This window comes from Streptomyces sp. 3N207 (assembly GCF_052246355.1).
Taxonomy (GTDB): domain Bacteria; phylum Actinomycetota; class Actinomycetes; order Streptomycetales; family Streptomycetaceae; genus Streptomyces.
Map to the genome: position 1 here is coordinate 343908 of NZ_JBQQBV010000002.1, position 26321 is coordinate 370228.

21 protein-coding genes and 1 pseudogene are annotated in these 26321 nt (G+C 72.5%); 16 read left to right on the top strand and 6 right to left on the bottom strand.

Annotated features, from left to right (window positions below; translation table 11 throughout):
* Positions 1-28: 28 nt before the first annotated feature.
* From ACTWP9_RS04320 to ACTWP9_RS04360, 9 genes are all read left to right on the top strand, one after another.
* Positions 29-2686 carry a LuxR C-terminal-related transcriptional regulator gene (locus ACTWP9_RS04320; RefSeq protein ID WP_443244600.1) on the top strand — a complete coding sequence of 886 codons (2658 nt, stop codon included), beginning with the start codon at positions 29-31 and terminating at the stop codon, positions 2684-2686.
* 135 nt (positions 2687-2821) lie between these two features.
* Positions 2822-4960, top strand: coding sequence for a chorismate-binding protein (locus ACTWP9_RS04325; protein WP_443244601.1), 2139 nt, complete (start codon positions 2822-2824; stop codon positions 4958-4960).
* Positions 4957-6204 (top strand): 3-deoxy-7-phosphoheptulonate synthase, encoded by a 1248-nt coding sequence (locus tag ACTWP9_RS04330; RefSeq protein WP_443244602.1) that lies wholly within the window; start codon positions 4957-4959, stop codon positions 6202-6204. Before ACTWP9_RS04325 ends, ACTWP9_RS04330 begins: the two co-directional genes overlap by 4 nt.
* 82 nt (positions 6205-6286) lie before the next feature.
* Entirely contained in the window at positions 6287-7111 is an 825-nt protein-coding gene (locus tag ACTWP9_RS04335) for a 2,3-dihydro-2,3-dihydroxybenzoate dehydrogenase (RefSeq protein ID WP_443244603.1), read from the top strand.
* A gap of 36 nt (positions 7112-7147) precedes the next feature.
* On the top strand, positions 7148-7819 hold the full coding sequence (locus ACTWP9_RS04340) for an isochorismatase family protein (RefSeq protein WP_443244604.1): 672 nt from the start codon (positions 7148-7150) through the stop codon (positions 7817-7819).
* Positions 7809-8453: a UbiX family flavin prenyltransferase gene (locus ACTWP9_RS04345; protein ID WP_443244605.1), complete on the top strand. Its 645-nt coding sequence runs from the start codon at positions 7809-7811 to the stop codon at positions 8451-8453. Before ACTWP9_RS04340 ends, ACTWP9_RS04345 begins: the two co-directional genes overlap by 11 nt.
* A 55-nt stretch (positions 8454-8508) precedes the next feature.
* Complete coding sequence (locus tag ACTWP9_RS04350; protein WP_443244606.1) at positions 8509-9939, top strand: non-oxidative hydroxyarylic acid decarboxylases subunit C; 1431 nt, start codon at positions 8509-8511, stop codon at positions 9937-9939.
* 97 nt (positions 9940-10036) lie between these two features.
* Entirely contained in the window at positions 10037-10252 is a 216-nt protein-coding gene (locus tag ACTWP9_RS04355) for a non-oxidative hydroxyarylic acid decarboxylases subunit D (RefSeq protein ID WP_443244607.1), read from the top strand.
* Complete coding sequence (locus ACTWP9_RS04360) at positions 10249-11757, top strand: hypothetical protein (RefSeq protein ID WP_443244608.1); 1509 nt, start codon at positions 10249-10251, stop codon at positions 11755-11757. The genes ACTWP9_RS04355 and ACTWP9_RS04360 overlap by 4 nt, the downstream gene beginning before the upstream one ends.
* Positions 11758-11804: 47 nt before the next feature.
* On the opposite strand, the gene ACTWP9_RS04365 is transcribed toward ACTWP9_RS04360, so the two are convergent.
* The 4 genes from ACTWP9_RS04365 to ACTWP9_RS04380 all read right to left on the bottom strand — a co-directional run bounded on the left by ACTWP9_RS04365 (position 11805) and on the right by ACTWP9_RS04380 (position 18725).
* Positions 11805-13334 carry an FAD-binding oxidoreductase gene (locus ACTWP9_RS04365; protein WP_443244609.1) on the bottom strand — a complete coding sequence of 510 codons (1530 nt, stop codon included), beginning with the start codon at positions 13332-13334 and terminating at the stop codon, positions 11805-11807.
* A gap of 219 nt (positions 13335-13553) precedes the next feature.
* The gene (gene meaB / locus ACTWP9_RS04370) at positions 13554-14543 is read right to left on the bottom strand and encodes a methylmalonyl Co-A mutase-associated GTPase MeaB (RefSeq protein ID WP_443244610.1); all 990 of its coding nucleotides are present in this window, start codon (positions 14541-14543) and stop codon (positions 13554-13556) included.
* A gap of 4 nt (positions 14544-14547) precedes the next feature.
* The gene (scpA, locus tag ACTWP9_RS04375) at positions 14548-16827 is read right to left on the bottom strand and encodes a methylmalonyl-CoA mutase (RefSeq protein ID WP_443244611.1); all 2280 of its coding nucleotides are present in this window, start codon (positions 16825-16827) and stop codon (positions 14548-14550) included.
* Complete coding sequence (locus ACTWP9_RS04380; protein WP_443244612.1) at positions 16824-18725, bottom strand: methylmalonyl-CoA mutase family protein; 1902 nt, start codon at positions 18723-18725, stop codon at positions 16824-16826. The genes scpA and ACTWP9_RS04380 overlap by 4 nt, the downstream gene beginning before the upstream one ends.
* Before the next feature lie 317 nt (positions 18726-19042).
* On the opposite strand from ACTWP9_RS04380, the pseudogene ACTWP9_RS04385 reads away from it, so the two are divergent.
* A pseudogene (locus tag ACTWP9_RS04385) lies at positions 19043-19420 on the top strand (methyltransferase); the annotation flags it as partial.
* A 17-nt stretch (positions 19421-19437) separates the two neighbouring features.
* A complete protein-coding gene (locus tag ACTWP9_RS04390) occupies positions 19438-19569 on the top strand; it encodes a hypothetical protein (protein ID WP_443244850.1) in 132 nt (43 codons plus the stop codon).
* Here the strand turns inward: ACTWP9_RS04390 and ACTWP9_RS04395 are convergent.
* Together ACTWP9_RS04395 and ACTWP9_RS04400 are read right to left on the bottom strand one after the other, a co-directional pair.
* Positions 19542-20243, bottom strand: coding sequence for an endonuclease V (locus tag ACTWP9_RS04395; protein WP_443244613.1), 702 nt, complete (start codon positions 20241-20243; stop codon positions 19542-19544). The two genes, ACTWP9_RS04390 and ACTWP9_RS04395, sit on opposite strands and share 28 nt — an antisense overlap.
* Positions 20244-20265: 22 nt before the next feature.
* The gene (locus ACTWP9_RS04400; RefSeq protein WP_443244614.1) at positions 20266-20769 is read right to left on the bottom strand and encodes a hypothetical protein; all 504 of its coding nucleotides are present in this window, start codon (positions 20767-20769) and stop codon (positions 20266-20268) included.
* 190 nt (positions 20770-20959) lie between these two features.
* Here ACTWP9_RS04400 and ACTWP9_RS04405 point away from each other — a divergent pair, with 190 nt between their 5' ends.
* The 5 genes from ACTWP9_RS04405 to ACTWP9_RS04425 all read left to right on the top strand — a co-directional run bounded on the left by ACTWP9_RS04405 (position 20960) and on the right by ACTWP9_RS04425 (position 26281).
* Entirely contained in the window at positions 20960-21748 is a 789-nt protein-coding gene (locus tag ACTWP9_RS04405; protein ID WP_443244615.1) for a MerR family transcriptional regulator, read from the top strand.
* 13 nt (positions 21749-21761) lie between these two features.
* On the top strand, positions 21762-22475 hold the full coding sequence (locus ACTWP9_RS04410) for a hypothetical protein (protein ID WP_443244616.1): 714 nt from the start codon (positions 21762-21764) through the stop codon (positions 22473-22475).
* The gene (locus tag ACTWP9_RS04415) at positions 22472-23830 is read left to right on the top strand and encodes a nucleotidyl transferase AbiEii/AbiGii toxin family protein (protein WP_443244617.1); all 1359 of its coding nucleotides are present in this window, start codon (positions 22472-22474) and stop codon (positions 23828-23830) included. Before ACTWP9_RS04410 ends, ACTWP9_RS04415 begins: the two co-directional genes overlap by 4 nt.
* A 43-nt stretch (positions 23831-23873) precedes the next feature.
* Positions 23874-24545: a hypothetical protein gene (locus tag ACTWP9_RS04420; protein WP_443244618.1), complete on the top strand. Its 672-nt coding sequence runs from the start codon at positions 23874-23876 to the stop codon at positions 24543-24545.
* A 221-nt stretch (positions 24546-24766) separates the two neighbouring features.
* Entirely contained in the window at positions 24767-26281 is a 1515-nt protein-coding gene (locus ACTWP9_RS04425) for a hypothetical protein (protein ID WP_443244619.1), read from the top strand.
* Positions 26282-26321: the final 40 nt, after the last annotated feature.

Consider the following 26321-nt stretch of genomic DNA (forward strand, 5'->3'; position numbering starts at 1 on the left):
ACCGTCGTCATTCCGAGGGAGATGGGACGTGTCCTTGACCGGACTGACAGTGCCGCGCGAAGCGCCCACGGCGGGCCGCCACGAAGAACGGGGCGTGCTGCGCGGCATGCTGGAGAAGTTACGAAGCGGCACCGGCGGCTGCGTGACGATCGAGGGGCCAGAGGGTATCGGCAAGACCCACCTGCTGCATACCGTCCGGTCCGAGGCCGCCCAATTGGGGCTGCGTCTCATACGGGGCGACGAGGTGATCGCGGAGCGCGACCCGGACGAGCGGCTCCGCCGACTGAGCGCCTGCGGCGACCCGTTCGCCGTCGCACTGGACAACACCGAACGGCTCCCGGAAGCGCGGGCCCTGCTGCTGGCCGCGCTGCTGCGGCGCACCGGCCAGCTGCCCGTGCTGTGGCTGCTGGCCCGCAGAACCGGTGGCCGGATCAGCGCGGCCGGCACGGTGCTGGAGGAGGTCGCCGCCCGGCACGCCACCCGGCTGAGCCTCGGCCCGCTGGATATGGCGGCCATGGACGAGATGGGCACCACGGCGTTCGGCGCCACCACCATGGAGCCCCGGCTCGCCGAGCTCGTCCACCGCACCGGGGGCGCGCCCGGACTGGTGAAGCTGCTGCTCGACGCGCTGACGGAGGACGGCCTGGTGCGCGTACGCTCCCAACGTGCGGGACTGCGCAGCGACGAACTGCCGCGCCGCGTCCTGGACACCGTCGCGCTGCGGCTGAACGACCTGTCCGAGGACGCCCGGCTGCTGGTGACGGCGCTCGCCGTCTTCGACCGCCCCGCCACCCTGCACGAGGCCAGCGCGCTGCTCGACCGGCCGGCGCTCCAGGTGGCCGACGCAGCGCACGAGGCACTGCGCGACGGCGTGCTCGTCGAACGGGAGCAGGGCGTCGACTTCCGCTACCCGCTGGTCCGCGACGCGGTCTACGAGAACCTGCCCGGCGCCACCCGGATGGCACTGCACCGGGAGGCCGCCAACCTGCTCCAGCACGACGGGGCCGCCGCCGACGAGGTCGCCCGGCACATCTCGCTCGGCAGCAGACCCGGCGAGGACACCTCCGGCCGGCTGTTCGCCTTCATCGAGCGCACCAGCAACTCACCGCGCGGGGTCACCGACTCGGTGCGGCTGCTGGCCACCGCGGGGCACCATGAGGAGGCCCGCGCCCTGGTGGCCGGCGTGCTGCGCGGGGCAGGAACCAATGCCGCGGACAGCGCCGTCCAGGTGCGCACCCTGCTGGCCGTCGCCTCGGCCTGGCTCTACACCGGCCGGAACGACGGACTGACCGGCCAGGCCGTCGGCTTCCTCGGCGAGTCCGTGCACTCTCCCGCCCAGCGGGCCAGGCTGCTGGCAGCCCGCAGCGTCGCCCACCTGTGCGACATGCAGCCGGACGCCGCCGTCGAGACGGGCCGCCGGGCGCTGCGGGCGGGCGAGGAGAGCGCCGACCTGCTGACCCGGCTGGTCGCCGACATGACCCTCAGCCGGTGCGCGCTGAACACGGGCGACCTCGACCAGGCGGTGACGCGGGCCTGCGAGGCCATGCACCTCGCACACCTCGGCGGCCGGGAGACGGCCCACCACTACCCCCATCTGATGATGGCGGCAGCGCTCGCCGCGTACGACGAACTGGCCGAGGCCGAAACCATGGTGCGGCTCGGGGAGCAGCAGGCCCGGCGCAAGGGAGACACCTGGCTGCGGCCGATGTGGGACCTCCAGCGCGCCCTGGTGCGGTTCGCCGCCGGCCGGCTGTTCGAGGCGGAGCAGGCCGCCGAGGCCGCCGTCGCCTGCGCGGAGCCGCACAGCCCGGTCGGCTCCACCACGCTCGCGCTGCTCAGCCATCTCGCCCTGCTGCGCGACGATGTGCCGACCGCCCGCTACCACCTGCGCTGCGCCGCGCTCGGCCCGTTCGACACCATGGACTCGGCCCCCGAGGACCTGCTGTGGCGACGCGGCCTGCTCCAGCACGCGGAGGGCGACACCCCGGGCGCCTTCTGCACCCTGCGCCCGCTCTACGGAACGCTGCCGACCCGCCCCCGGCTGCTGGGCCGCGAGCCGGAGGCCGCAGCGGCACTGGTCCGTATCGCCCGCTGCGCCGGAGCCCGGGAACAGGCGGCGACGGTGGTGGCGGTGATGCGGGACCTGACCGGCCGGCACCCGGCCGTGCGCTCGCTGCAGGGCGCCGCCATGCACGCGGAGGGCGTACTGCGGGACGACGTCCGGCTGGTGGAACTGGCCCACCAGGAGCAGCGGTTGGCGGCCCGGCCGCTCGCGCTGGCCTCGGCCTTGGAGGACAGCGGTCTGCTGGCGCGGGCCGCCGGAGCCGGTCAGCAGGCGACGACCCGGCTGCGGCAGGCGCTGTGCCTCTACGAGAAGGCCGGCGCAAGCCTCCTCGCCCGCAGGGTCCGCGGCCGGCTCAAGGAGCAGCCGGCGCGCACCGGCGGAAACCAGCCGCAGGTCCCCGTTCCCGGCTGGGAGTCGCTGACCGAGTCCGAACGCCGCGTGGGCATGCTCGTCGCCCAGGGACTGACCAACCGCGAGGTCGCCAAGCGGCTCTTCCTCTCCCCGCACACCGTCGACAGCCATCTGCGCCAGTGCTTCGCCAAGTTCGCCGTCAACAACCGGGTGGAACTGACACGAGCCGTGCTGGAACACCACACTTCCGATAATCCCGAGAACACGTGATGTGTCCCTGGCGCGGGCCGGGAGAGAGTGACCATGCAGCGGCGCCCCTGACAGCGCGCCGCGCGTGGTCCTTTGGCCGCGGCCGCACCGGTCGCACGACGGACAGGGGGCCTCCTTTCGCTGGAGGGAACGATCGTGGGACTACCATCCGCATCCGCCGACTCCGCGCCCCGGACACAGCGCTCCGCCACCACCAGGACGATCGAGCGCCTCCTGGGGCCGGACCCAGGGCCCTTCGCCCTGCTGTGGCGACCGGCCGCACACGGCCGGGACGCCCTGGAGCTCCTCACCGGGCCCGTGGCCGAACTACGGGAACTGGGCGAACTGTCGTGGCACTGCACCGGGATGCCGGCCTCCCGGGCGGTGCTCGCCCTGCTGCCCTTCCGCCAGATCACCGAACGCGGCTTCGCCTGCCACGACGGCAAGGAGCCCGTGCTGGCCATGCAGGTCGAAGAGCGGGCGGAGGCCGCCGTGCAGGACGTACTGCCCCTGCTGGAGCGGCTGCCCGCCACGGCGGCCGAGGCCGCCTTCGACCTCGACGACACCGAGTACGCGCAGCGGGTACGCCAGGTCGTCGACGAGGAGATCGCCACCGGAGCCGGGGCCAACTTCGTCATCTGCCGCACCCTGAGCGCACAGCTGCCCGGCCCCGCACACCTCGGCGCGCTGGCCATGTTCGGCCGCCTGCTGCGCCAGCCGGGCGCCTACTGGACGTTCGTGATCCACACCGGCGACCAGACCTTCGTCGGTGCCACCCCGGAGCGGCACATCTGCCTGAACGGCGGCCGGGCCGTGATGAACCCGATCAGCGGCACCTACCGGCACCCGCCCTCGGGAGCCGAACTCGACGGTCTGGTCGCCTTCCTGTCCGACCGCAAGGAGACCGACGAACTGTCCATGGTCGTCGACGAGGAACTCAAGATGATGGCCGGGGTGTGCCCGCGCGGGGCCCGGCTGCACGGGCCGAATCTGAAGATGATGGAGCGCCTCTCGCACACCGAGTACCTCATGGAGGGCGAGAGCGACCGTGACCCGGTGGACATCCTGCGGGCCACCATGTTCGCGCCCACCGTCACCGGCAGCCCGCTGGAGAACGCCTGCCGCGTCATCGCACGACACGAACGGGAGAGCCGCGGCTACTACAGCGGTGTCGCCGCGCTCATCGACAACGACCACCTGGGGCGTCCCGCGCTGGACTCCTCGATCCTGATCCGTACCGCACACATCGACTCCGGCGGCATGCTGCGGCTGAGCGTGGGAGCCACCCTGGTACGGCACTCGGACCCGGACTCGGAGGCCGCCGAGACCCGGGCCAAGGCAGCCGGACTGCTCGACGCCGCGGGGCTGCGGCTCGCGGGGGAGCCACAGCCCACACCCGGCCACGGTCCGGCGGTCCCGGGCGGTACCGGCCCGGCGGACGGCCGGACGGCCACGCCGACCGCCACTCCGCCCGACGCACCGACCGGCGCCCCGGGCCCGGTCACCCCGCCCCACCCGCGGTTGCGCCCGGCGCACGCGCTGCTCGCCGGGCACCCACGGGTACGGGAGGCACTCCAGCGGCGTAACGCACCGCTGGCCGACTTCTGGCTGGCGCAGCCGCCCGCACCTGACCGGCGGCCGACCGGCCGCCGCACCCAGCCACTCACGGGGGTGGACACGCTCGTCGTCGACGCCGAGGACACCTTCACCGGCATGCTCGCCATCCAACTGCGGGAACTCGGCGCGCACACCACCGTCGTGCCCCACGACCGGGCTGCGGAGCACCTCGCGCGCTCCGGCCCCGGCGCTCTCGTCGTCGTCGGCCCGGGCCCCGGGGACCCGCGGGACGACACCGACCCGCGTATCCGGGCCGTCCGCACCACCGTGGCGCAACTGCTCGACGGGCCGACGCCGTTCGTCGCCGTCTGCCTCGGCCACCAGGTGCTCGCCCGGCTGCTCGGCTTCGAACTGCGCCCACGGCCCGTACCGCACCAGGGCGTGCAGCAGGAGATCGACTTCTTCGGCTGCCGGGAACACGTCGGCTTCTACAACTCCTATGCCGCGCACTCCGCTTCGTCCCGTGTGCGCTGTGCCGGGACTGCCGGCGAGGTGCAGGTGGCGCGGGACCGGGAGACCGGCGAGGTGCACGCGCTGCGGGGGGCCGGTTTCGTCTCGGCCCAGTTCCACCCCGAGTCGGTACTCACCAGGAACGGCATCGACCTGGTGGCGCAGCTCGCCCGCACAGCCCTCGCGACCCCGGACCCGACCCTGAGCACTGCACGGAGGAGCACATGAACGGCACAGCGGGCCGGCCGGCGGCACCGGAGGCCCCCATGGGCGTCCAGCAGCTCGCCCCGCCCGGCGGGCACGGACAAGAGCCGCAGTGGAGCGATCACCCGGCGCTGGGCGAGGTCTCCGCGCGGCTCGCCGCGGCGCCGCCGCTGGTGCACGTGGACGAGGTACGGCAGCTGCGCCAGGCGCTCGCCTCGGTCGCCCGCGGCGACGGCCTCGTGCTCCAGGCCGGTGACTGCGCGGAGAGCCTGGACGAGTGCGGGCCCGATCAGGCGGCGCACCGTATCGCGGTCCTCGACGAGCTCGGCGACCACCTGGAGCGCAGCTCGGGGCGGCATGTCGTACGTATCGGCAGGCTCGCGGGCCAGTTCGCCAAGCCGCGCTCACAGCCCACCGAACGGGTCGGCGACCGCGAACTTCCGGTCTTCCGCGGCCACATGGTCAACTCGGAGGTGCCGACGGCATCGGCCCGCCGCCCCGACCCGCGCCGGATGCTCCGCGCCTACGAAGCCGCCACCACCGTCCTCGAAGACCTGCGGAACCGCCGGGGCCCACGGACCGCGGGCCCATGGGCCAGCCACGAGGCGCTGGTCCTGGACTACGAGCATCCGCTGGTGCGGGACAGCTGGGGCGGACGGGGAGACCGGGAGGGCCGGGAAAGCCGCGCCGACCGGGACGTCGACGCGCCGCTGTTGACCTCGACCCATCTGCCGTGGGTGGGGGAGCGCACCCGGGGGGCCGGGTCCCGGCACCTGGCGCTGCTGGCGTCGGTCGCCAACCCCGTCGCCTGCAAGCTCGGCCCGACGGCCACCCCCGACGAGGTCCTGCTGCTGTGCCGACTGCTCGACCCCGACCGGCTGCCGGGCCGGCTCGCGCTGATCGTCCGGATGGGACGGTCCCGTATCTCCGAGGCGCTGCCGCCGATCGTCGCGGCGGTCCGCAGGGCGGGGCACCCCGTGGTGTGGCTGTGCGATCCGATGCACGGCAACACCGTGCGGGCGGCGAGCGGGCTCAAGACGCGCTATCTGCCCGATCTCATCGCCGAGGCCGCGGCCTTCCGCACCGTGCTCGACCGGCAGGGCCAGCATGCGGGCGGTGTCCACCTGGAGGTCGCCGCATCCGACGTCACCGAGTGCGTGGGCGGGCCCGTCGGCTCCGCGGAGGGGCTCGGCGAGCGGTACACCACGCTGTGCGACCCACGCCTCAACCCGGAACAGGCCCGCCGCTTTCTGAACACCTGGGCCTGAAGGCACCTGGGCCCGAACGCTCCTGGGCCCGCACACATTTGGGTCCGAGGCGCTGGCCTCGGGCCCGTCCAAGGGGGAACCGATGAACACCACGCACACCACGCATACGGATCAGGAGAGTACGCCCGACGATCCCGCGCGCGGCACCGTCGCGCTCGTCACCGGTGCCGCGGGGGGCATCGGTGCCGCCGTCGTACGGGCACTCACGGCACGCGGCTTCCGGGTCGCGGCGGCCGACTCCGCGGCCGAGCCGCTCACGTCGCTGGTCAAGGAGGTGACGGAAGCGGGAGGGTACGCGCACGCCTACGCGCTCGATGTCTCCGACAGCGTGGCCGTCGACACCACAGTGGCGCGGATCGAGGACGAACTGGGCCCGGTGGAGGTGCTGGCCAACGTCGCGGGCGTGCTACGCGCAGCACCCGCACTCGCGTTGAGCGACGAGGACTGGACCACCACCTTCGCCGTGAACACGACCGGCGTCTTCCATGTCTCCCGGGCCGTCGGACGCCGGATGGCGCGGCGGCGGGGCGGCGCCATCGTCACCGTCGCCTCCAACGCCGCGTCCGTGCCCCGCTCGCAGATGGCGGCATACGGCGCCTCGAAGGCCGCCGCCACCTCGTTCACCAAGACGCTCGGGCTCGAACTCGCCCCGTACGGGGTGCGCTGCAACATCGTCGCGCCCGGCTCCACCCGTACCCCCATGCTGCACAGCCTCTGGCAGGACGAGCGGAGCGAACAGGCCACCCTGCAGGGCGATCCGGCCGCCTACCGCGTCGGCATCCCGCTGGGCCGGATCGCCGAGCCGCACAACGTCGCCGACGCCGTGGTCTTCCTGCTGTCGTCCGCGGCGTCCCAGATCACCATGCACGACCTGTTCGTGGACGGCGGCGCCGCGCTCGGCCGCTGACCGCGCCGCCGATCACTCACCCAAGGAGGCTCCGCGGTGCGGATACCCGACAACGTGACCTACCCGATGCCCCGCGAGGTGCGGGGCGCCGCCTCAGGCGGCCTGTGGCGGCCGGACCCCGGCCGCGCCGCGCTGCTGGTGCACGACATGCAGCGCTACTTCCTCGACTTCTTCCCACCCGGCAGCTCGCCCCGCCGGGAGCTGGTGGCGCACACCGCGCAGCTCGTCGCAGCGGCCCGGGACGCGGGCCTGCCCGTCCTCTACACGGCGCAGCCGGGCGATATGACCCGGCGGCAGCGCGGGCTGCTGTACGACGTGTGGGGGCCCGGCATGTCCGCCGACCCCGTCCACCGGGCCATCCTCCCCGAGGTGGCGCCGCGTGAGGGCGAGCCGGTCCTCACCAAGTGGCGCTACAGCGCCTTCGCCCGCACCGACCTGCTGGAGCGGCTCGCCCGGCTGGGGCGCGACCAGCTGGTGATCTGCGGCGTCTACGCGCACATCGGCTGCCTGATGACCGCCGTGGACGCCTTCACCCACGACATCCAGCCCTTCCTGGTGGCCGACGCGATCGCCGACTTCACTCCCGAGTTCCACCAACTCGCCCTCGACTACGCCACCGACCGCTGTGCCGCCACCCCCACCACCGCCGAACTCCTCCGCGCGCTGCACAGCGAGCGGGCAGCTGCCGGAGCGGGCCGTGCGGGCTGAGCCGGCGGGCGGCCGTACGCAGCCCGCACGGCGGCGGATCGTCGTCGGCATCACCGGGGCCACCGGCGCCGTCTACGGGATCAGGCTGCTGCAGGCCCTGGCCGCGGTGCCCGAGGTGGAGACCCATCTGATACTCAGCAGATGGGCCCGCACCACCATCGGCCTGGAGACGGAGTGGACGGCGGGCGAGGTCACCGCGCTGGCCGACGTCTGCCACGCACCCGACGATCTGGGCGCGACCGTGGCCAGCGGCTCGTTCCGCACCGACGGCATGGTGATCGCGCCGTGCAGCATGAAGACGCTCGCTGCGGTCCGCACCGGCTACACCGAGGGCCTGGTCGCCCGCGCCGCCGACGTCACGCTCAAGGAGCGCCGCCGACTGGTGCTGGTGCCCCGCGAGACGCCGGTCAGCGAGGTGCACCTGGAGAACATGCTGACGCTCGCCCGGATGGGCGCCGTCGTCATGCCGCCCGTGCCCGCCTTCTACAACCGGCCGCGCACCATCGACGAGCTCGTGGCCCATCTGGTGTCGCGGGTGCTGGACCAGTTCGGGCTGGAAGCCCCCGTCGGGCTTCCGGCGCCCGCGCACCGCTGGGAGGGCATGCGCGCCGCCCGGCTGCGCGCCACGTCCTGACCGCTTTCGCGCACCACCGTCCCTGACCGACCTCTCTGCCGGAAGGCGGCGATCCGTGCCCTACGACGATCTGCGCGGCTACCTCGAAGCCCTCGACAAACACGGCCAGTTGCTGCGCTTCACCGAACCGGTCGACCCGGAGCCTGACCTGGCCGCCGCCGCCAACGCGGCGGCCCGGCTGGGCGCCGGAGCGCCTGCGCTCTGCTTCGAGCAGGTGACCGGCTACCCCACCGGCCGGGTCGCGCTCAATGTGCACGGCTCCTGGGCCAACCACGCGATCGCGCTCGACCTGCCGCCCGCCACCCCGGTCCGCCGACAGGTGGCGGAGTTCAGCCGCCGCTGGGAATCCTTCCCGGTGCCGCCCGAGCGCCGCGCGGCACCGCCGTTCCTCGCCCACACCGTGGAGGGCGACGACATCGACCTCTACCGCGTGCTGCCGCTCTTCCGGCTCAACGCGCACGACGGCGGCTGCTACGTCGACAAGGCCGCCGTGGTCACCCGGGACCCCGCTGATCCCGACCACTTCGGCAAGCAGAACGTGGGCATCTACCGCCTCCAGTGCAAGGGCAGACGACGGTTCGGCATCCAGCCCGGCTCCATCCACGACATCGCGCGCCATCTGCGGGTCGCCGAGGAGCGCGGCCAGGATCTGCCGGTCGCCGTCGCGCTGGGCAACGAGCCGGTGATCTCCGTCGTCGCCGCCACGCCCATGGCCTACGACGAGTCCGAGTACGAGTTGGCCGGTGCGCTGCGCGGGGCGCCGGCACCGATCGCCCGGGCGCCGCTGACGGGACTCGATGTGCCGTGGGGCTGCGAGGTGCTGATGGAGGGGGTGATCGAGTCCCGGGTCCGGGAGATCGAGGGACCCTTCGGGGAGTTCACCGGCCACTACTCGGGCGGTCGCCGGATGCCGGTGGTCCGGATCGACCGGGTCTCCTACCGCACGGACCCGCTCTTCGAGCAGCTGTATCTCGGCCAGCCCTGGACCGAGATCGACTACCTCATGGGCCCCGCGACCTGTGTGCCGCTGCTGCAGCAACTGCGCGCGGAGTTCCCTGAGGTGGTCGCCGTCAACGCGATGTACACCCACGGCCTGGTCGCGATCGTCTCGACCCGCTCCCGACTCGGCGGCTTCGCACGTGCGGTGGGGCTGCGGGTCGCCACCACCCCGCACGGCCTCGGCTACTGCAAGGTCGTCATCGTGGTGGACGAGACGGTCGATCCGTTCGATCTGCCGCAGGTGATGTGGGCGCTGTCCACCAAGTTCAACCCGAGCGACGACGTCATCCAGCTGCCGAAGATGTCGATCCTGCCGCTGGATCCTTCCTCGGACCCGACCGGTGTCAGCGGCAAGATCGTGCTCGACGCCACCACGCCGGTCCCTCCGGACCGCCGTGGTCGGCACGGCACCCCGGTCCGCGATCTGCCGGAGGCCGCCGCCTGGTTGGAGCGGCTCCGCGCGCTGACTGGTGGAGGGCGAACGTGATCCGGCGAGGGGTGCCCCCAGGGGGAGCAGTTCCCCGCGCCCCTGAAAGGCCGGCCCTTGCGCTTGCCGGGTTCCTGCAAATGAAAGGAGAACAGTTATGAGCTGTCCCAGGTGTCAGTCCGAGCGGGTCGAGACGGTTACCGTCGCGGCGGACGGGGCGTGGGAGGTGCGGCAGTGCACGTGTTGCTGGTACGCGTGGCGCAGCACCGAGCCGCCGGAGAGGACGACGGCGGAGCACTTTCCCGCGGAGTTCCGGATGGACCGGCAGGCCATCGAGAACGCGCCCGAACTGCCTGCCGTGCCTCAGCGGTGAGCGCCGAATGGCGGCCCCGCAGGCGACAGGCGCTCGCCGCGCTGGCCGCATCGACCGGTGTCACCGCGCTGACGGCAGCACGACCGGTCGCCCCGGGAGACCGGCAACGGGAACGCCCGTTCCCGGACCCGCACTTCACCGTCACCCACCGCCACCGGCCCGTCGATCTGATCGCGCCGCGCTTCGTCGACCACGACACCGGGCCGCTGGCCACCACGCCCGCACGGCTGTTGGCCCCCGCCGGGCCGGCCGCGCCGTACGCGACCGTCGTCGCGGAGGTCACCGCTCTGCGGCCCGGCGGCACCGTCGCGCCGGGGCTGGAGACGGCCGACGGCAGTCGGGCGGTACGGGCCCGGTGCGACGCGGAGGGCACCGTATCGCTGGAAGTCCGTACGGCACACGGCACCACGGTGGTCGCCACCGCCGCCCCGCGGCTCCGGGCACCCTTCCGGCTCGCCTGCACCGTGACGGGCCGCACCGTCGCCGTCTTCGCCGCCACCGAAGGTCCCGGCCTGCCCTGGCGGCCCCTGCTCACCGACAAGGGCGCCGTTGCCGGACTGCTCGATCTGCAGCAGCCCGCGCTCGTGCGCCGGCTGCGCTACGCGTGCCGTAGCGAGGGCGCTGTCCTGCGCCGGGTGCACGGCGGGTATTTCGGGCAGCTGGGGCTGCGCGATCTGCATCTGGTGCGGGAGGCGGAGGGACGCCCCCACGTACGGGACGGCAGAGTGTTCTTCACCGCGGGATGCGCGGGCGCCGGCTTCTCACAGGAGGCGCACACCGGCGTGTGGGCCATGGACCCGGCGGACCCGGGGAGCCTGGAACAGGTGGCCAAGGTGTTCTTCTCCCGGGACGGGCTGCTCGTCGGCGACCATGGCGGGCAGATCGTGCACGACCCGGCCCGCGACCGGTTCATCGTCCTCACCGTCGGCGGCAATCTGCCCACTCCCGGGGTACGGCTCTACCACACCACCACCTCCGCCGACGTACTGCGCGGAGTACACGTCCTGCACGACAGGCCGCTGGCCGCACCGGTCACCCGCAGCGCCTGGGACCCGGCCCTGCTGCGCGCGGGTGGCCGGTGGCTGTGGGCGTACGCCGATGTCACAGAGCACGAGCCCGAGTTGCGCTTCCGCCCGGTGCTGGCCGCTGCCGAGCGCGGCGGCGACTACGCGGACGGTATCGCCCGGCTCCCGGTGCCCGCCGGACCGGCGCAGACGGAGGGCTGCCGCTGGCAGCGGTTCGCCGGCCGGCCGTATCTGCTGGTGAGCGACCGCGCCCGCAGGACGTATCCGCGGCTGGACCTCACGATGCGGCAGCGTGGCACCCTGGACGCCCCCTATCCGTCGGGCACGCCCTTCCCGCAGGTCTTCCCCGACCCACGGCCCGGCAGCGACGACTGGCTCCTGGTCACCTTCGACGAGTCGATGTACGAGGAGGAGGTCCTGCCCTACGGCACCCACGGCAAGGTCGTCACCATGCGGGCCCCCGGCGCCGCCCGCCCATGAAAGGGCCCGCACCCGGCCGGGTGCGGGCCCATGCGCCATGGCCGTCGTCAGTGGCCGATCGCCTGCGGGAAGTCGAAGAATCGGCCCGGGTCGTAGCGGTGCTTGACTCCTACGAGCCGCCCGTAGTTGCTCCCGTAGTAGGACCGACGCCAGTCCCGCAGGTCGGGGTCGGTGTAGTTCTGGTACGCCTCGCCCGAGGCCCACGGCAGCATTGCCGCGTGCAGCTGCCGCGCCCAGTCGGTGACGCCCGCCTTGTGCTCCTCGGGCGAACTCATCGGCACCTGCGCCAGGTACTGCACCAAGAAGCGCTGCCTGCGGTGCACGAACGCGGTCTTCCCCGGCCGCGGCCTGTTGTACGCGCCGCCGAAGGCGTGGAACTCCAGCCCGCGCAGCTGCGCGCCCGGTCCGGGTGCGGTGAACTTGGCCTTCAGTGTCTCGACGGCCCGCTCGGGCATGACGTCGGTGAAGAAGCTGGACTTGGTCAGCGCGTACTCGAAGCGGTGCAGCTTCCCGTCCGGTGTCTGACCCTCACCATGGCACTGCGAGACGGTGAACTCCGAGCAGCCCGCCCAGTGCATGACCGCGTCCATGTACGACATGGTCTTGCGCACCACCTTGACCGGGTCGGTCCCCACCATGGCGGTGAACCGGTCGAGGTGCCGGTCCAGATCGCCGGGGGCGCCGGCCCACTGGCCGAAGGCGTACAGCTGCGGCTCGACGGCCGGGTCGGGGGTGCGGACGAACATGCCCGAGCTCAGCTCGTCCGGCGCCTCCGGTGCCCAGCGCTGCCAGGCGGGCAGCACCTCGGCCGCCCGCGACCAGGGCCAGTGCAGCTCGAAGACCGTCGGGTCGTCGGCCCGGAAGGTCTCGAACTCGAAGTCGCTGACGAAGCCGAAGCTGCCGCAACCGCCGCCGCGCAGCGCCCAGAACAGATCCGGATGGTGGTGCCGGTCGCAGGTGACGATCCGGCCGTCGGCCAGCACCACCCTGATCGAGGTGAGCCGGTCGGAGGTGAGGCCGTGCCGCCTGCCCGCCATTCCGAAGCCGCCGCCCAGCGTCAGCCCCGAGATGCCGACGGTGGGACACATCCCGCCGCTGATGGTCACGCCGCGCGGAAGTAACGCGTCCTGCATGTCGACGAGTTTGCTGCCCGCCTGCACCCGGGCCCGCCCCTCCACGAGGGCGGTCCTGTCCATCGAGGACAGGTCGACCACGATGCCGGGCCCCGTCGAGTAGCCGCCGAAGCTGTGTCCTCCGGAGCGGGCGACGGAGCGTACGCCGAACCGCTGCGCGAACCGTACGGTCTCGGAGATGTCCTCCGCGTGTGCGGGCTGCACCACGGCGGCCGGCCGTATCGCGTCGTACCGTTTGAGGTAGGTGCCGTGCGCGAGTTCGTAGCCCTCGTCGCCGGGCAGCAGCACGCTGCCCGCCACGCTGCGGCGCAGCGCCTTCCAGTCGGGCTTACCGCGGGTGGAGCCACGGGGCCTGGCGGTCGCCGTCGACACCACCGGCGCGGCGCCGAGGGTGCCGGCGGCGGTGAGCCCGCCCAGCGCCATGAATCTCCTGCGGTCCATCATGTGGGCCTCCTTAGCGGAACCGTTGCCGAGCGCTGCGAACGTAGCGCGCACGCGCGGGCCAACGGATCACGGAAACACGTGATGTCCCCCCTCCGCCCTGCTGCGCCTGGGCTATGCCCTGTGCGGGCGATCGGGCCGCCCGAGGGGCGGCACGGGCGGGCGCACAGGGCGGCACCCGCCAACCCACCCGCACCGGCCACCGGGCACAGGCCCGGCCCCTCACTCCAGGCCGAACGCCTCAACGATCCGCTGGGCGGCCATGGTTGCTGTCAAAGAGCCCTCGCGGACGCGCTGTTCCAGCAGGGGCGCCAGCCCTCGCACCGCGGGGTGCTGTGAAAGCCGGCTCAGCAAATCGTCGCGGACCATCGACCACACCCACTCGACCTGCTGGTCCCGCCGCTTGGCGGCCAGCTCCCCGGTGGACTCCAGCACGGCGCGGTGCCGCTCCAGCCGCTCCCACACCTCGTCGAGACCGATGCCCTCCCGGCCGCTGCACGTGAGAACGGGCGGGTCCCAGACGTCGGCGTCGCCGGCCCTCATCAACCGCAGCGCGCCCGCCAGTTCACGCGCTGCCGAGCGGGCGTCGCGCTCGTGTGGCCCGTCGGCCTTGTTGACGGCCAGCACGTCGGCGATCTCCAGCACACCCTTCTTGATGCCCTGGAGCTGGTCGCCGGTGCGGGCCAGGGTCAGCAGCAGGAAGGAGTCGACCATCTGCGCGACGGTCGCCTCCGACTGGCCGACGCCGACCGTCTCCACCAGGACGACGTCGTAGCCGGCGGCCTCCATCACGATCATCGTCTCGCGGGTGGCCTTGGCGACGCCGCCGAGCGTCCCGGCGGTGGGGGAGGGGCGTACGAACGCGTCGGGATTGACCGCGAGCCGCTCCATGCGGGTCTTGTCGCCCAGGATGGAGCCGCCGGTACGGCTGGAGGAGGGGTCAACCGCCAGCACAGCCACCCGGTGTCCGCGCCCGGTCAGCAGCGTGCCCAGCGCGTCGATGAACGTCGACTTGCCGACCCCGGGCACTCCGCTGATCCCCACCCGCCGGGCGCCGCCCGCGTGCGGCAGCAGCGTCGTCAGCAACTGCTGGGCCAGCTCGCGGTGGTCCGCCCGGCGGGACTCCACCAGCGTGATGGCGCGCGCGATGTACGCGCGGGAACCCTCCAGGACACCCTTGGCATAGCTGTCGAGGTCGATGGTCCGGGGCACGCGCTCAGCCTTCGGAGTCCGGCAGGTCCGGGCGCTCGGCGAGCTCACTGTGGCCCAGTTCGGCGGCCAGCTTCCGTACCAGGTCGTACGCCGCGTCCGGGATGACCGTGCCCGGCGGGAAGACGGCCGTGGCGCCCGCCTCGTGCAGCGGCTCCACATCGGCCGGCGGGATCACCCCGCCGACGACGATCATGATGTCGTCCCGCCCCGCCGCGGCCAGCTCGTCCCGCAGCGCCGGTACGAGCGTGAGGTGCCCGGCCGCCAGCGAGGAGACGCCCACGATGTGTGCGTCCGCCTCGACCGCCTGCCGCGCCACCTCGGCCGGGGTCTGGAACAGCGGGCCGACATCCACATCGAAGCCCAGGTCGGCGAAGGCGGTCGCGATCACCTTCTGGCCCCGGTCGTGCCCGTCCTGCCCCATCTTGGCCACCAGCAGCCGCGGCCTGCGGCCCTCCGCCTCCTCGAAGGCGTCCACCAGCTCCCGGGTGCGCGCCAGGGACGACGACACTCCTGCCTCCTCGCGATACACACCGGAGATCGTACGGATCTGCCCCGCGTGCCGTCCGTACACCTTCTCCAAGGCGTCCGAGATCTCCCCGACGGTGGCCATGGCCCGCGCCGCGTCCACCGCCAGCGCCAGCAGATTGTTCTCCAGGCCGGGCCCGGAGCCCGCCTCCGCGGCCCGGGTGAGCGCGTCCAGCGCGGCACGGCAGGCGCCCTCGTCGCGCTCGGCACGCAGCCGCCGCAGCTTCTCGATCTGCTGGGCGCGCACCGCGGAGTTGTCGACCTTGAGCACATCGATCTGCTCGTCGCTCGCCGCCCGGTACTTGTTGACGCCGATCACCGGCTGCCGCCCCGAGTCGATCCGGGCCTGGGTGCGGGCCGCTGCCTCCTCGACGCGCAGCTTGGGGATGCCCGCGTCGATGGCCTTGGCCATGCCGCCCGCCGCCTCGACCTCCTCGATGTGCTGCCACGCGCGGTGCGCCAGATCGTGGGTGAGCCGCTCGACGTACGCGCTGCCGCCCCACGGGTCGATCACCCGGCAGGTGCCCGACTCCTGCTGGAGCAGCAGCTGGGTGTTCCGCGCGATCCGGGCCGAGAAGTCGGTGGGCAGCGCCAGCGCCTCGTCCAGCGCGTTGGTGTGCAGCGACTGGGTGTGGCCCTGGGTGGCGGCCATCGCCTCGATACAGGTACGGGTGACGTTGTTGAACACGTCCTGCGCCGTCAGCGACCAGCCCGAGGTCTGCGAATGGGTGCGCAGCGACAGCGACTTGGGGTTCTTCGGGTCGAACCGCTTGACCAGCTTCGCCCACAGCAGCCGCGCCGCGCGCAGCTTGGCGACCTCCATGAAGAAGTTCATGCCGATCGCCCAGAAGAACGACAGCCGGGGTGCGAACGCGTCCACGTCCATCCCCGCATCCAGCCCGGCGCGCAGATACTCCACCCCGTCCGCCAGGGTGTACGCCAGCTCCAGATCGGCCGTGGCCCCGGCCTCCTGGATGTGGTAGCCGGAGATGGAGATGGAGTTGTAGCGCGGCATCTTCTGCGAGGTGTACGCGAAGATGTCGGAGATGATCCGCATCGAGGGCTGCGGCGGATAGATGTAGGTGTTGCGGACCATGAACTCCTTGAGGATGTCGTTCTGAATGGTCCCCGCCAGCTTCTGAGGCGGCACGCCCTGCTCCTCGGCGGCGACGATGTAGAGCGCCAGCACCGGCAGCACGGCGCCGTTCATCGTCATCGAGACGGTCATCCGGTCCAGCGGAATGCCGTCGAAGAGCTGCCGCATGTCGTAGAGCGAGTCGATGGCCACGCCCGCCATGCCGACATCGCCGGTCACCCGCGGATGGTCGCTGTCGTAGCCCCGGTGGGTGGGCAGGTCGAACGCGACGGACAGGCCCTTCTGCCCGGCCGCCAGGTTGCGCCGGTAGAAGGCGTTTGACTCCTCGGCCGTGGAGAAGCCCGCGTACTGGCGGATCGTCCACGGCTGGTTGACGTACATCGTCGGATACGGGCCGCGCAGATACGGGGCGATGCCCGGATAGGTGCCCAGAAAGTCGAGCCCCTCCAGATCCTCGTCCGTGTAGAGCGGCTTGACGGCGATGCCCTCGGGCGTGTGCCAGGCCAGATCCGGCACGCTGTGCCCGGAGCGCTCCTTGACGGCCTCGCTCCACTGTTCCGCCGAGCCCTCGGCAGGCTGCTCGGGGTCGAGGCTGACGGCCGTGAAGTCCGGTACGGCACCGGTGCTTGCTGCGGCCCGGTCCGGTGTCGGCTCCTGGCTCATGCGTCGACCCCCATGCAGTCGAGAAGGGACGTGAGGAGGGCGACCGCGTCGCCGCCCGCGTGGACGAACTCGTCGACCCCGGCGTCCTGGTACTCCGCGCGCCGTTCGGCCTCCTTCGGCTTCCCCGCCAGCAGCACCCGCGCGGCGCCGGCCGCCTTGAGCGCGGCGGCGGCCCCGGCCGCCTGCTCGGCGTAGAGCGCGTCGCTGGAGCACAGGCAGGCGACGCGGGTGCCGCTGTCCTGGAAAGCGTCCGCCGCGCCGGCAGCATCCACCGTCACCGGATCGTGTACGGGCTCGATGCCGCCCGCCCGGGCCAGGTTGGCGACGAACGACACCCGCGCCGTGTGGGCCGCGGCCGGGCCCAGCGCCGCCAGGAACAGCTTCGGGCGCTCGCCGGTCGCTGCCAGGTGCGCGTCCGAGCGGGCACGCAGCGCCTCGTACGCGTCGTCCCGCCGTACCCGCGGCAGTCCGCCGCCGGGCCGCTGCGGCGCGGGCTCGCGCTCGACGGGACGCTCGTCCAGCAGCGGGAACTCACTGACCCCGGTGACCGGTTCCGTTCTGCGGGCCAGCGCCCTGCTGCGTTCCGCCCAGCCCCCGGACAGCTGCTCGGCCACCAGCCCACCGCGCAGCGCCGCCGCCATACCGCCGGCGCCCTCGATCTGCTGGAACCAGGCCCAGGCAGCACGCGCCAGCTCATCGGAAAGCTCCTCCACATACCAGGAGCCGCCCGCCGGATCGATGACCCCGGCCAGATGGGACTCCTCCAGCAGGATGGTGGAGGTGTTGCGCGCGATGCGCCGGGCGAACGCGTCGGGCAGGCCCAGCGCGTCGTCGAACGGCAGCACCGTCACCGCCTCCGCGCCGCCGACTCCGGCCGCCAGCGTGGCGACCGTCGTACGCAGCATGTTCACCCACGGGTCGCGGCGGGTCATCATCACCGGCGAGGTCACCGCGTGCTGCCGCTGCGCGCCCGTGTGCGCGGGAGCACCGCACGCCTGCACCACCCGCGACCACAGCCTGCGCGCCGCACGCAACGCCGCGATGGTGGTGAACTGGTCGGCGGTCGCCGCGTACCGGAACTCCAGCTGCCCGCAGGCCGCCTCGACCGGGAGCCCCGCCTCGGTCATGTCCCGCAGATACGCGACCCCGGTCGCCAGCGCGCACCCCAGCTCCCGCGCGGGCGTGCCACCCGCCTCGTGGTACGGGAGCGTGTCCACCACATAGGTACGCACACCCGGGTGTTCACCGGCGCACCGCGCCGCCAACGCGGCGGCCTCCTGCCGCAGCGCGGACGCCGCGCCGTGTGCGCCGGTACGAGCGGCGTACCCCAACGGGTCGGCACCCAGCACACTTCCGGCCGCGGGCTCGGCACCGTTCGCCAGCTGTCCGCGCAGCCGCAGCAGTTCGGCCGCGGCCTGCCCGAACTCGGCACCCGCGTCCAGCGCGATCGGTGCGAGGTCGAGATAGACGCCCTCCAGCGCGCCTTCCAGCTCCCCGACGGGCAGCCCTCCCTCGCCCACCGTCAGCCACAGCGAGGTGACGCCGTTCTCCAGGTCACCGAGCACGGCCTCGCGGGTCCCCGCGGCGTCGGCACGCGTGTGCCGCTGCCGTATGTCCCAGCCCAGCGCGGCGTTCCCTTCGGGGCGCGCACCTCGGGTGAACGGTGCAAACCCGGGGTAACCGCGCGGAACGCCGTGTCCGTTCGTCCTCGTGTAGAGGGGGCGTACTTCGATGCCGTCGGCAAGCGTCGTGGCGAGGGCGGACTCGGGCACGGATGCGTCCGGGACCTTCGCTCCCGTCTTGCCCAGGACCCCGGAAACGAGCTGCTGCCACTGCTCGTACGTAGCCTCCGGAAAGTCCTGCGCGAGGGGGAGCGCTTCTTCAGGCGGGACCGTCATGGCCGCAGATTAGGTGAGGTGACCGGCGAGTAGCACCAGCTCATCGGTGTGACCTTGCCCTCTTCTGAGCGCGCGGCCCGTTGTTCCGGGGAGGGGGTGCCCCTGTCCGTTGTATGCGGGCTGCGGGTGCTCCCCCAAGCTCTTCGAGCAGGGAGGTACCCCCGTGGCTTGTCGCGCAGTTCCCCGCGCCCCTGCGGGGCGCGTGCCCCGGCGGCGCTTGGGCCTCACGGGAGCAGGCGCTGTTCCTTGGCGACGGAGCTGGCAGCAAGCCCGGAAACCCGAGAAGGGCCGGAAATCCGACAAGGGGAGTGATCGGCGTGCCTGCCAAGAACGTCACCGTCAACCGTTCCGCCCTGGCGCATCGCGTCGCCTACGCGCTGCGCCACCCTCAGCGGGTCCCCCGTTATCTGGTCCGCGCCACCAGGGACGCGTGGCTGCGCTACCGCTGGCCCGATCACATCTCCTACTACCGGGCGGTGATGCGGTCCGACACCCGCGCCGACCCGGAAGCGGCGGTCGGCAGCGCCAGCCACGAACGGTGGCTGGCGCTGGGAGCGATGCAGTTCGACTACCTGCTCGACCATGGCCTGCGCCCCGAGCACCGGATGCTGGAGATCGGTTGCGGCAACCTGCGGGCGGGGTGGCGGTTCATCCGGCATCTGGAGCCGGGGCACTACTACGGCATCGACATCTCGGCCTGGCAGCGCGTTTCATGGCCGACTGGGAGAAACTGCCGCACGGTCAGTCCAAGATCCGCGTCACCCACGGCCCGGACAGCGCCGCCACCCGCAGCACGAAGACCGCCCGCGAGCGGGCTCAGCCGGACCGTGCGGCCAGCCGCTGACGCGCCAAGTGGTCAGCTCTGCGGGTGGTTTCGGGCTGGCGGTAGTCGGGGGCAAGCCGCAAGGCGAGCGCGGTGGCGTTGTCGAGGCCGATGCCGCTGCCGACGGAGACGAAGACCGGCTTGACCCCGTCCTGGGTGCGCAGCGCACGCCCCACCTGCTCGCCGTCGATGGTCAGCGGCGTCCACCCGCCCCGCTCCGGCCCCGGCTCCGCATAGTCGAAGAGGAACGGCGTCTTGGCGACCCCGAAGCAGGGGATACCGGTCAACACCCCGAGGTGGACGGCGAGTCCGGCGCGCCGGGGGTGTGCGACGCCGTAGCCGTCGCACACGATCACCTCGGGCTGGTGCGACAGCCCGCGCAACGCGGCGGTCACGGACGGCAGTTCGCGGAACGCCAACAGTCCGGGGATGTACGGGAAGTCCGTACGTCCCACGTGCACGGACTCGTCCACCACCGCCAGCGTCGCCGCGTCCAGCACGACGGCGGCGGCCACCAGGCCGCCGTCGTCCGCATAGGCGACATCCACCCCGGCCACCGTCCGTACCTGGTCGGGCTCCGGTCCGGGCCCGACCAGGTCGGCGGCCTCGCGCAGCCGTTCCTGCGCGGCGACCGCCTCCGCCTCGTCGGCGGGCCAGCCGCCCGGTTCCGGCTCCGCGTCTGTCCCTACACCCATGTCACTCCGCTGTCGCAGGACCTCACTGAGCGCACACGACCTCGTGCAGCTCGATCGGATGGGAGTCTAGAGCGACGTAGGCGGTGAAGGTGCTGGTGGTGCCGTCCGCCCAGTAGGCGGTCACCGTCGCCCAGCCGAACCCGGCGGACTGGGCGGTCGTCACCGGCCCCACCTCGATGTTCTGCGGCGTGTTCTGGGCGCACAGGATGACGTCGTGGTCGGGGTTCTCCGCCTGCTTCTGCTTCAGGAAGTCCGAGACGAAGTGCTCCCGCTTGGAGTCGCTCGGCCCGTGGTCGCCGTAGAACCAGCTGAGGAAGCGGTGGATCTCGGGGCCGGTGTGCCGGTGCTTGGCCACCCTCCCGTCCAGCTGCGCGGCGGACTGCGCCTCCGCGGTCTGCGCCGCTGTCGTCGGCGCCGCCTGCGCGGCCGGCACACACAGCGCCAGTGCCGCCACCGCAGCGGCAGACAGCGTGAGGGCACTACGGGTACGGGTGGTACGGAACGTGGCGCGGGTGATACGGAGCATGCGGACACCTCTTTTGTCGGCGCTGTCCCGGATGGGACCCGGTGACCGCATCGTCCGCCTTCCGGGGTGCTCCAGGGAACGGGTGCGCCTCAAGGCACCCGACAAATCCCCCACTTGGATGACCGCCCTCACCGCTGTCGCCGCAGGAGGACCCCCGTACGCTCGCAGCACTGTGAGGGAGGAGCAGGGCATGGGTGCTGACGCGGCGAAGGAGGGGCGGCGGCGGATCCTGCGCTCCGTGGACCTCGCGCGGGCCGCCGGGATCTCGACGCAGCAGGTACGCAACTACGAGGAGGCGGGCATCCTGCCGCCCGCCGACCGCACCGCTTCCGGGTACCGCGCCTTCACCCCGCGTCACCGTGCCGCACTGCTCACCTATCGCGCGCTGGCGAAGGGCTACGGCACCGGCCCGGCCCAGCGCATGCTGCACGCCGTGCACGCGGGCGACGTACCCGCCGCGCTGGCCCTGGTGAACGAGGGCCATGCCGCCCTGCACGAACAGCGCCGCTCCCTGCGGGCGGCCGGCGAGGCGCTGACGGCGGTGGCCGAGCGAGCCCCCGAGGGAGCGGCGCCGCCCCGCTCCGCCCTGCGCATCGGCGAGCTGGCACACCAGCTGGGGCTGCGGCCCTCCGCGCTGCGCGTGTGGGAGTCGGCCGGGCTGCTGGCCCCGCGCCGGGAACCGGGCACCGGCTACCGCCGCTTCGGCCCCGCCGAGATCCGCGACGCCCGGCTGATCGCCCTGCTCCGCCAGAGCCGCTATCCGCTGCTCCAGATCCGTACCGTCCTGGACGGCCTGCGCGAGTCCGGCAGCACGGCGGAGCTGCGTGCCGCGCTGGCCCGCCGCGAGGAGGAGTTGACCGCACGGACGACAGCCATGCTGGAGGGCTCAGGGCTGCTGCACACATACCTGCGGGACCACGGGCGCCCGCCGAGCACCTCCCGGGTTCTCCCCCTACGCCCGGGGCCGCCGCGGGATTGAGAGGATCGGACGCGTGCGCGCATCCGAACCCTCCCCGGCGCCCGCGTCCGCGTCCGTGTTCATGGACCCGTTCGCGGGCGAGTTCGAGATCCATCTGACCGTCGACGGCTCCTGCCCCGCCGTATGCTCCGGCGCGCTTGCCGCCCATGCGGCCGAACAGGGCTGGAAGTACGCGCACATCGTGCTGGACCGGGGCCGCACCCCCGACCAGCCGATGGTCACCCTCGCCGCCGACGGCACGCTCGGCACGGCCAGGGCGGCAGCGCAGTCGGCGGCCGCCGAACTGGCCGCCGCGTCCTGCCCGGTCGTCCGCGTCAAGGTGGAGGCGGCGCCGTGGGCGCGAGGCGTACCGGCCACCGACCCCGAGGGGGCGGCACTCGGCCCCGCGTACTACTTCGAGCACCATGTGAAGCTGCTGCTGCCGAACGATGCGGACACGGCAGCAGCGACCCGGATCGCGGTCCGGCACGCCGCGCACCTCTCCCGCAACGCCCGCCGTGTCCGCGACGACGGACAGCAGGAGCGCTTCGTCACCCAGCGCTGCCGGAGTGTCGGCAGCGCAACCGCCGAGCGGCGGCTGGCCGCGCTGCTCACCGCGCTCTCCTCCCTCCCGTACGAAATCCTCTCGGTCGAACGGGAGTTCGTGGTGTACGACAGTGCGGAGGCGTTGGACGCCGGGTGGATCGCCGAAGAGCAAGCCGAGGCGGAAGGGGCGGGACAGCCATGAACGAGTCGGCGTGGGAGAGGCTCGGCCACGGCCCCTGGTCCGCCGAGAAGGCCGTGCCGCAGCAGGGGCCGGCCGAGCGGACCCGGAACCTTCTGCGATTGCCGCCCACCCTGCGACCCGTGCGCGGGGAAGCCGTCGTACAGCGTGCCGTCTTCGATCCGTCGGCGCTCCACTACGCCAACGCGATGCGGCTGGGGAACCCGGAGTTCGCCGACGCCGAGACCGGTGAGCGCTGGTTCGCGGCACGCCGCCGCGCACTGGATCTCGTCCTGGCGACCGTCGCCGGTTCACCGTGGGCCGAGCACCTGGTGCTACGGGGGAGCGTGCTGCTGCGCGCCTGGTACGGGGAGGCCGCGCGCGAGCCCGGCGACCTCGACTTCGTGGTGGAGCCGGCGGATTGGCAGCTGGAGGACGAGCGCACCGAGCGGATGCTGGACGAGCTCGCCCACCGCGCCGACCTCCGCTCCCACGAAGCGGCCGGTGACGTCCGGCTGGACTCGCGGGGCGCGGTGCGCGACGAGATCTGGACGTACGACCGGGTACCGGGCCGTCGGCTGGTCATCCCATGGTCCGCCGAGGGCGTGCCCGGCGGCACGATCCAGCTCGACTTCGTCTTCAACGAACCGCTCCCGGCGCCTGCCGCCCGTACCGCCGTCCCGCGCCCGGAGGGAGCGGACGGCGACGCGCCGCTGTCCATACGGGCGGCCACCCGCGAACTCTCCCTCGCCTGGAAGGTGCTGTGGCTGGCCAGCGATATGCATCCCGAGGCCAAGGACCTCTACGACGCGGTCCTGCTCGCAGAGGACGAGACGGTCTCGCTGCCCTTCGAACTGCTGCGTGAGGTCTTCCGCGGGGTGGACTACGGCTACTACGACCGCAATCCGGTGCTCCTCGACCGGTTCGCCAAAGAGGTGGGCAGCAGCACCGACTGGTCGGAGTTCACCAAGGAGTATCCGCACCTCACCGTGCCCGACCACGACTGGGGGCAACGCCTCGCCCACGCCCTCGCCGCCACCTTCGCGCTGCCCACGGAACACGACGGTACGGGGGAGCCCGCCTGCTATCTGGAGTTCGTCCGCTGGCTCGCGCCGCTGACCGACGCGTGCCGCGCGACGTACGCCGAGGAGGGGCTGCCCGCCGTGCTGGAGCGGCTGTTCACCGGCGTCGTACCACCGGAGTCCGCACTGGTCGTCACCCGAGAGGTGCTGGGCCGCACCGAGCATTCCCTGGCGGACGTGCTGCCGCTGCTGGTCGCCTTCCGTCTGCGGCACCGCGAGCACTCCTGGCAGCGCGACCGGTGGGAGGAGCAGTGGCTGGACGAGGCGGCCAAAAGGCTGTCCGGGACTGGCGGTTGACGCTCACCGCGGGGTAAACACCCTGTGACAGGGGGTGGTTGCCGTGTACGTGCACAAGCCGCGGCGACGGATCTGGCAGGCAGTGGTCTTTCACACGTTGGGCGCCGTCGTCGCGCCCCTTCTCGTTCTCGGCATGGCCTACGGAGGCGCCCGGTACGCGGCCAACGGGTCGCCGGGCAGCAGTGTGTTCATCGGTAACGTGCTGGTCATCGTCGCGTTCATCACCGCGTTCGGCACGGGATTCCTGCTCGATCCGGACCATCCCTTCCAGCCCCTCGTGGCGATCGTGACCAGCGTGCTCCTGGCGCTGAGCGTCATCGGACTCGCCGACGAGGTGAGCAACAACATCCTGCGCACCCGTGGTGAGGCCACGCGGTGCACGGTGCTCGACGTCGACCGCCAGGTGCACACCAGCACGTACACCGACAGCAACGGGGTGACCCACACGTCCACCACCGTCGACTACAAGCACAAGCTCGACTGCGCCGCCGGGCGCCCGGACTCCATGACCCTCGACAAGAAGCGGGCGGACAAGGGCGAGCGGATCGGGGTGACCTACGATCCGCGTGGTCGGCTCGACCCCAAGCCGACGGCGATGCTCGCCGAGACGGGCGCATGGCGCACGGTCGCGTTTGTGCTCCCTCCCGTGGTGATCGGGCTTCGGCTGCTGGTGCTGATCGCCGCCGCGCTTGAGAGGCGCCGCTATGGCCGATGAGGGGGTGCCCCTGTCCGCTTGACGCGGGCTGCGGGTGCGTTGTGGCTTGTCGCGCAGTTCCCCGCGCCCCTGAATTGCTACCCCGCAAAGCTTGGGCAGTCTGCTCCCCCAGCCTCCGGCCGGGAGGTGCCCCCAGGGCGCAGGGTGGGCAAGCGCAGCACCCATTGCCGGGGCAAGGACGGAGATTGAACCGATCGTTCCCGCGCGGAGTCATACACCGTATGCGGCTACAACTTCGGAGACTCGGCAGCCGGGCGGCGACCGCCGCCGGCGCGGTGCTTGCCCTGTCCTTCGCCCCGGCCCTCGTTCCACCTCCCGCCGTCGCGGCGCCGGGCGACGGCGAGGCGGCCGTGACGCTGGAAGGGCCGCAGCCCACCCGCTACCTGGACGAATACCGGAAGGGGAAGGACCAGCCGGAGCAGGGCTTCGGGTTCCTGCTGAAGGGCAAGGGGCACACCCAGCAGGTAACCGTACGGATCGACACCGGCGGCCTCTCCGGCGTCGCCGAGGTGAGCGGGCTGAGCAAGCACTGCCATCGCGACGGCAAGGAGCGGATCGAGTGCTCCTATCGTGCGAAGGAGTCCGGTACGGCCGTGCAGCCGTTGGAGATCAGTACCGCCCGTGGCAGCGAGGTCAGGGACCGGGGGAAGATCACCGTCGCCGCGACGGCGGGCCCCGACGACGCCCCCGTACGGCGCACGACGGACCTCGTCGTCGGCGTGCCCCGCTTCGAGGTGAGCGGGAAGTTCGACCGGGAGCGCCAGCAGCCCGGCGGCAAGGCCCAGCTGCGGCTGAGCGTCCGCGCCTCCGGGCCCGTACGTGCGGCGAACGGCGTCGGCCTCACCATGGAACCGAAAGACGGCATGCTCCTCTCACCCCTGTACCGCAACTGCGGCGCCACCGCCGAAACGCACGAGATGACGTTGTGCAAGCTTGAAGGACGCGCGCCGGACCCCGGCGAGACGGCGATGGTTGACCGGCCGGTCGGTTTCCATGTGCCGCGGGACATCCTCTACACCGGCTTCGACCACCACGCCTACGCCATCGGCGCTCCGGACGACCCGGACCTCAACCCCCGTGGCTCCTACCGCTACGAGCGGAAACGCTGGCACGACTGGCGCGACGGCAAGCCCGACGCGCCGACGCTGCGCCTCCGCCCGGGGAAGGCCGCCGGGCTCGGCCCCTTCCGCAAGCACGCGCGCCTGACGGTCAAGGTGGACAACCACCTGGATGTGGCGGCCCTCGGCACGACGGTACGAGGCAAGGAGGGCGAGACCGTCGAGGTCCCGATCCGCGTCCGGGAGCGGTGGCCCGACGGCAACAAGGCGAGCACCAACTACGTTGAGTACACCTACCGGTTCACCGCCCCCAAGGGCACGACGGTGGTCGGCGTCCCCGAGGACTCCGGCGAACCCATGTGTTCGCTGCGCGACCACCGCCGCACGGTGCACTGCCCGGGCAACATGGACGGCGAGGAGATCCGCCTCCGCATCGACCGCGAGGTCCCCGGCGCGGTGGGTCGCGTCGCGATCCACCACAGCGATACGTACTCCGCGCGCGATCCGGAACGCGCCAACGACACCGATTCGGTGCCGCTGCGCGTCTCGGGGGTCACCACGGAATTGCGGGCCCGCCGCGTCGCCGCGGATGCGTTGCCGTGGGCCGTCGGCTCCACGGCGCTGCTCGTTGCGGCCGGCGCCGCGTACTGGTTCCGCCGCCGGGCTGCCACTGGCTGACGTCTGCGGGCTGCGGGTGCCGTTGTGGCTGGTCGCGCAG